Origin of the sequence: Aeromonas sp. ZOR0002, from assembly GCF_963866995.1 — a bacterium.
GTDB lineage: Bacteria > Pseudomonadota > Gammaproteobacteria > Enterobacterales > Aeromonadaceae > Aeromonas > Aeromonas caviae.
In genome coordinates this window covers 1-5,607 of the sequence record NZ_CAWMFQ010000047.1, presented here as the reverse complement: position 1 = coordinate 5,607, position 5,607 = coordinate 1, and the positions used below count along the sequence as shown (strand labels likewise).

6 protein-coding genes are annotated in these 5,607 nt (G+C 50.8%); all 6 read right to left on the bottom strand.

What is annotated here, in order from left to right; genetic code table 11:
• Nucleotides 1-240: 240 nt before the first annotated feature.
• Nucleotides 241-1,515 (bottom strand): hypothetical protein, encoded by a 1,275-nt coding sequence (locus AACR77_RS03445; protein ID WP_139739539.1) that lies wholly within the window; start codon nt 1,513-1,515, stop codon nt 241-243.
• Nucleotides 1,516-1,590: 75 nt separating this feature from the next.
• Complete coding sequence (locus AACR77_RS03440; RefSeq protein ID WP_042879750.1) at nt 1,591-2,133, bottom strand: recombinase family protein; 543 nt, start codon at nt 2,131-2,133, stop codon at nt 1,591-1,593.
• A gap of 112 nt (nt 2,134-2,245) precedes the next feature.
• Nucleotides 2,246-2,383: a hypothetical protein gene (locus tag AACR77_RS03435; RefSeq protein WP_010674054.1), complete on the bottom strand. Its 138-nt coding sequence runs from the start codon at nt 2,381-2,383 to the stop codon at nt 2,246-2,248.
• Between the two features lie 412 nt (nt 2,384-2,795).
• Nucleotides 2,796-3,701, bottom strand: coding sequence for a hypothetical protein (locus AACR77_RS03430; RefSeq protein WP_042879748.1), 906 nt, complete (start codon nt 3,699-3,701; stop codon nt 2,796-2,798).
• On the bottom strand, nt 3,698-4,516 hold the full coding sequence (locus AACR77_RS03425) for a site-specific integrase (protein WP_042879746.1): 819 nt from the start codon (nt 4,514-4,516) through the stop codon (nt 3,698-3,700). The genes AACR77_RS03430 and AACR77_RS03425 overlap by 4 nt, the downstream gene beginning before the upstream one ends.
• A 6-nt stretch (nt 4,517-4,522) precedes the next feature.
• On the bottom strand, nt 4,523-5,440 hold the full coding sequence (locus AACR77_RS03420; RefSeq protein WP_042879744.1) for a DUF6538 domain-containing protein: 918 nt from the start codon (nt 5,438-5,440) through the stop codon (nt 4,523-4,525).
• Nucleotides 5,441-5,607: the final 167 nt, after the last annotated feature.

The window sequence follows — 5,607 nt, the reverse complement described above, 5'->3', positions numbered from 1 at the left end:
CCTTTTGTTTTATTTGGCGGTGAGGGAGGGATTCGAACCCTCGATTCTCACTAACATTCAGTAACTCACTGATTTCATTACAGTGATGCACCTTGGATTCTTAGCTGTTGTACCACTGGTTTGTACCATCTGCACAACGCATTCATAGGTTTTCATGGACATGCTGAATTGTCAATCTTCTTTGATTAGAGTTGGTGCATGATGTTGTCATAAATTAGTTTTATTCATGCAGAATCTCACTTACTGAGTTGCAAGAAACTCCTCCGCTTCTTTTGTTACTCCCCAACATTCCGAACCTAGGCTCATATAATCCTCTCCAAAATCTCGAGCCATGAGGCCGCAATGAATACGATGAAGTATACTTCTTCTAATTTGCAGCATATGCTCTTCAGAATAGGAACATAAGAATGTATGTAGTTTTATTTCCGCCTCTTGATATGCCTTGATGTCAGGGCATGCGTTCACTTTCATTGCTATGAACTCATTTGAGAAACCATCTATCCACTGTTTAATATCCTCGTATTTATCTACTTGCTCAAATTTAATGAAGTTATCAATTTCATTAAAGAAATGAAACTCAAGTATCTTGAGGTTGGAGGGGTTGACTTCCCATGAGTAAGGATGAAATCCAAATGATTTATGTATGATGTGATCGGCTATATCTTGACTATTCTCACCAGTTGGTTCAGCTAGTGTTTCTCGAACACCATTTCGATAATTTTGAGTTAGCATATACTCAAATGCCAATTCACGAGTAATTTCCAACGAGAATTCATTCCCTTGCTCTAGATCGAGACGTTGTGCTTCCAATAGGTCTTGCATTGCCTCATAGTGTCTTATTTTTTTACTAAATAAGTTGGCCCTATTAATGTAGGGTGCTGGGTTATTACAGATTTTGATAGAACGGGTATAATAATCAATGGCTTCCTGGCATCTGTATTGTTCGGCTAGGGCTACACCAGCTTCAAATAACTTGCGTCCTTTTTCATAGTCACTAACACTACCTTCATAACCATTAATACGTTTTTCTTCAGTATGAGCCGAAATTATCCGCTCTGGCTCAGCATGTACAGGTTTCGCTTCTACATTTTTTTGCATTAGCCATTCTCGAGCAAGATTCTTTGTGACATCGCTGGCACCCACAATTTGCTCCGATTTTCCAAAGCCTTCTTTCTCAAAGCACGCGACTGCCGTTAATATTGAACCCAAAACATCGCCCTGTGAAAACCAGTATTGAACTTCATCATTTGTCATACCTGCATCTAATGCGGCCTTTTTACATTCAATCATTAACTGTTTCTGGAGAACTGAATTATTCAACCATGATGGCATTTTGAAATTGCTTTGCTGGATTGCCGTCATTGCTTTTTGCTCGGCAGTCAAATAAGCATCTCTAGTTTTTCCTACCTTTCCTCGGGCATAGCCTCGAATCATAGCAAACGCTGGTATTGCGATTAGAGAAAGTCCATTTGTCGGCCATGCGAGTACTAAAGCAATAATTAATACGACGCCCATATAATCCTCCCTGATTAGAACGAAGTAATAGCTTTTCCTGCGTTTATTCACACATTATATCGAAAAATCTCACAGTCAAGTTGTGACTGCAATCCGATGTACGCTCGACACGCTGATCCCCAGCTGTTTTGCTACTGACGCCTTTGTAAGGCCTTGCGAGAGCAGTTGCAGCACCTCATCCCGCTTCTCCATCGCAGTCGGCTTGCGACCCTTGTAAACCCCTTTTGTCTTCGCCAAGGCGATCCCTTCCGCCTGACGCTCCAGCATGATTTCCCGCTCGAACGTGGCAATGGCCCCGATCATGGTCAGCATCAGCTTGCCCGTTGGCGTTGCCGTGTCGATGCCCAGATTTTGGATCTGCAATGTTACCCCTTTGGCGTGTAGCTGGTCTGTGATCTCCAGCAAGTGACGGGTGTTTCGAGCGAGTCGATCCAGTTTTGTCACTTTTAGCACGTCTCCAGAGCGGACGAATTCGAGCATTGCCTGTAGTTGCGGCCTATCCGTCTTGCTACCGCTGACCTTCTCGTTAAAGATTTTTTCGCACCCCGCCAGAGCTGTCAGTTGCTGCTCCAGCGATTGCCCCGTGGTCGAGACACGGGCATACCCGATGATTGCCATGATGGCCTCCCAATAGGCTCAAGACCCTGCAAGAAAAACGTGTCAAAACTCGAAAACCAACCCGTGTGACAGGGGTTGCCGGGGGGCTTCCGGTCTGTCACACGGGCATGGTCTATTGAGCGTCCGGCTCCTTCGGCGGGGGCGGCGGTGTCTGCATCGAGTTGACGGCCTCCTTGATGAGGACGCCCAAGGCTGCCAGCAGTGCCGCCTCCAACGCTTTCAGTAACGGGTTTCCTTGCTGCTCATTCATACGTCTTCTCCTTGCTGGATGGCTCCCGACAAGGGGCCAGATGTGATGTATTCCATGGGGTTCTCCTATGGTGCTGATCTCTATCTGGCTTATACCGGCGTTGGGTCTGTATGTTGCCTGCTCGTTTTCCTTGTGCTGGTGGGGTTTGGGATTGTTTTTTCAGGGCCGCCAACGAGGCGGGATCGTTGCTATCTTCTCGGAATCTCTCCTTCGGGTGGCTGGTAAGCTCCCGTCTCGGGTCGTACTAGTAAAAGAAATAGGTGTGAACTACGGCCTGGAACACCGACACAGTAGACACACAGATGACGAATCCCTCTTGCTCTCTACATTCCTTCATGTGTGCGACCCCGAATGGAGCCACACACATGTTGAACAATGTGTGTGCCACTGACACACCAAGCGGCACTAACTATCAGAGATAGAAGCGATAGAATGCCTGTTTGCCGGTGTGCTTTGCCTTAACCCGCAACCCTAGCCGTTTGGCAATCCGCTTCAGGTCGCGTAGTGGCTGCACCGAATAGAGCAGATATCCGGCTGCGTCACAGGTATAACCAAGCTGGGCAGACTTTCGAGTGATGTCGATGTACTTTTCCCCCCGTCGCCAGACCATCAGTTTCAGAAGCCGTTGCAGGTACTCTTCGACACTGATGATTTCCTGTTCAATACGGCAGATTGCGGCCCAGACTTCCTGCTCCTCATGACGCACCCGGATTGGCTTCAGGCCGGTAGCCTGCTCGATATGTATATCTCGTTGCTGATCACGCAAGCGGTTGGCTGGCTCTTGGTGATAGGCTTCATCAAACTCAATCAGGTACTGTTCCCACCCCCCCATGGCTCGGAAACTCGAAGAGTCTGGCCTGAAGCCACTCAGGCCAACCGAGAAATCGACCCGATAGGGCTCACAAACGTATTGGGGCTGAACCGTCGTCCAGACGTCACGCTGCCTGAACTCGTTAAGCAGAGGCAGCAAATAGATGAGGTAGAAGGCTGCCTCGAACCGGCTCATTCCTTCCATGCGGGGGAGAGATTCACCTGTAACGCGTTCAAGCTCCACGATCAGCTCGACGTTGAGATGAGAACGAGGGCCATAGGTCAGGATCGCGAGGGCCTGCTGAGGCGTCCATGAACCAAGTCCATCATCGGGTTTCGGGATCTCTAGCCAATCAAGTTCAGGAATGTCAATGAGGTTAAGGAACGCCTGCTGTATGTATTGCTCATGCTCGCCATCAAATCCGGGGACGAGGTCCAGCACACGGTAAGGACACAGCAAGTCATTCCGTCCCGGCTCTTGTAGTAGGTTGTCTAGTGTCAGCTTCATGATTGCACCTCCGCTGCTGCTACGGAGCCTTCAATGACACCAAGGGGCTGCCATACAGGCACCGGCCATCGGGGCATCTGGCAGATGGCCTCATGTAACTGTCTGAACGAGCCGTAACGTCTGCCCACGTTGGAGCCTTGCGAGTGGCCGGTGATGGCGTTTTGCAAATCTTCCCGGATACCCAACTCCCGCATGTGGGTAATGAAGGTATGCCGGAAGGCGTGTATCGGGGAGATGGAGCCCGCCTTGAGTTCCAAGATCTGACTGATCTGCTTCCTGAGCCACTTGCCCAAATCGACGCTGTAGCGCCCACCAGACTGGCTTGGGACCAACTCGGGGAACAACGGGCCTGCTGCGCTTCGGCTCGCCAAGAAACGTTCAAAGCCAAGCTCCAACAGATGTGGATGGAGCGGCACCTCCCTCTCTTTTCCAGTCTTGACCGACTGTGATTCGTCCCAGTCTCGGATATGGATGACCCATTGACCGTTTTTCTGCTCGACATCACGCCGGAACAGTTGGCAGACCTCCTCCGAACGAGCCCCGGTATAGGCCAGCAGCACGGGTACCCAGTAGATCGCCTCGCCAAATTGGGCTCGTTGCGGGCGGATGTTGCCGGTAAACAGGCCGCTACCAAACAGGGTATTCATCTCGGCATCGCTAAACTCGGGAGCCCGGTCACGGGTCGCTTTAGGCACTTCGATCTTGACCCCATGGCAGGGATTGTCGGGGATCAGGGCATCCCCATGTGCCCGCTCCAGTATGCCGGAAAGCAGACGGATGATCCCCTTCACCCGTGCCAAGGAGATGGTCGGCAAGCCCTCCTACTGAGCCTTGGCAACCTGTTCTCTGAAAGGCAGTTGCTCAATCTCTTGATTGGGCCGATAAGGGGTCAATATGAGCAAGTTACGGAACTCGATACACAGCGGCTTGGTGATACGGTTGAGTGGTAGATCGCCGAACGCCTCGATAAACCGGCGGACAACTGACTCCCGCTCACGTCGCCACGTCTTAGCCCCCTTGGGGTTAACCTTGCCCTGCTCATCGGCCAGCTTCTTGAAAAATGCACTGAGGCGGAGGGCATCTGGTTCAGAGGGGGCTGTCGTACCTGTCGCTGAGGGGAAAAGAGGGGCGATGGGTAAGCTCTTGGGCCTTTCGTCTATCTGATGCTGGATGTTCTTGAAGGAGGACTTGCAGATCGATACACAATGATCGGCTAGTAGCATGCACAGCTTAGTATAAAGGGGGTCATCAGAAGCCAGCTCAACCTGAGCCAGAGCTAAGCATTCCTGTGCAAACTCACGCATAGCCGCACATAGACGCTTGGGGTTAATCGAGCTTAACGCATCCCCATAAAACTCCCCGTGTGAGCTGAAGTGCCGGGCGGCCGAGTCATCCTCATACTCACAAAGTACATAGCGAGCAAGGATGTCGGGGTCTCCCAAGCGTAATTCTTCTCGTTCACGCCAAGCTTCGGCGAAGCTGCGGATTTGGGAGAAGGTGAGGGCTACCTTGCTCTCCTGCTGTGCCTTGAGGCTCCGTGCATTTGCCAAGATAGCGTGAAACTCTTTCTGAACCAGAAATGCTCTGGACTTGGCTTCCTGCGGGTCTTTGGTGTCTAGGGAACGCTTAAGCTCGCCCTTATTGCCTTCAACGAAGGGGCGAAGTGCTGGCGGGATGACTTGACGGATCTTGTAGACCCCCGTCTTCGGGTCTTTTTTGGGGTTCGGCATAATGGCCATTTTGTACCACCTTTCTGGCCCTCCTGACAAAGTGACAGGGGGCGAAGTGTGAACGAAACACCACTAAAACCAGCAAGTTACTGACGCAAAAGAAAAACCCCAACCATCAAGGTCGGGGTTTACTGTTTGGCGGTGAGGGAGGGATTCGAACCCTCGATACGTTGCCG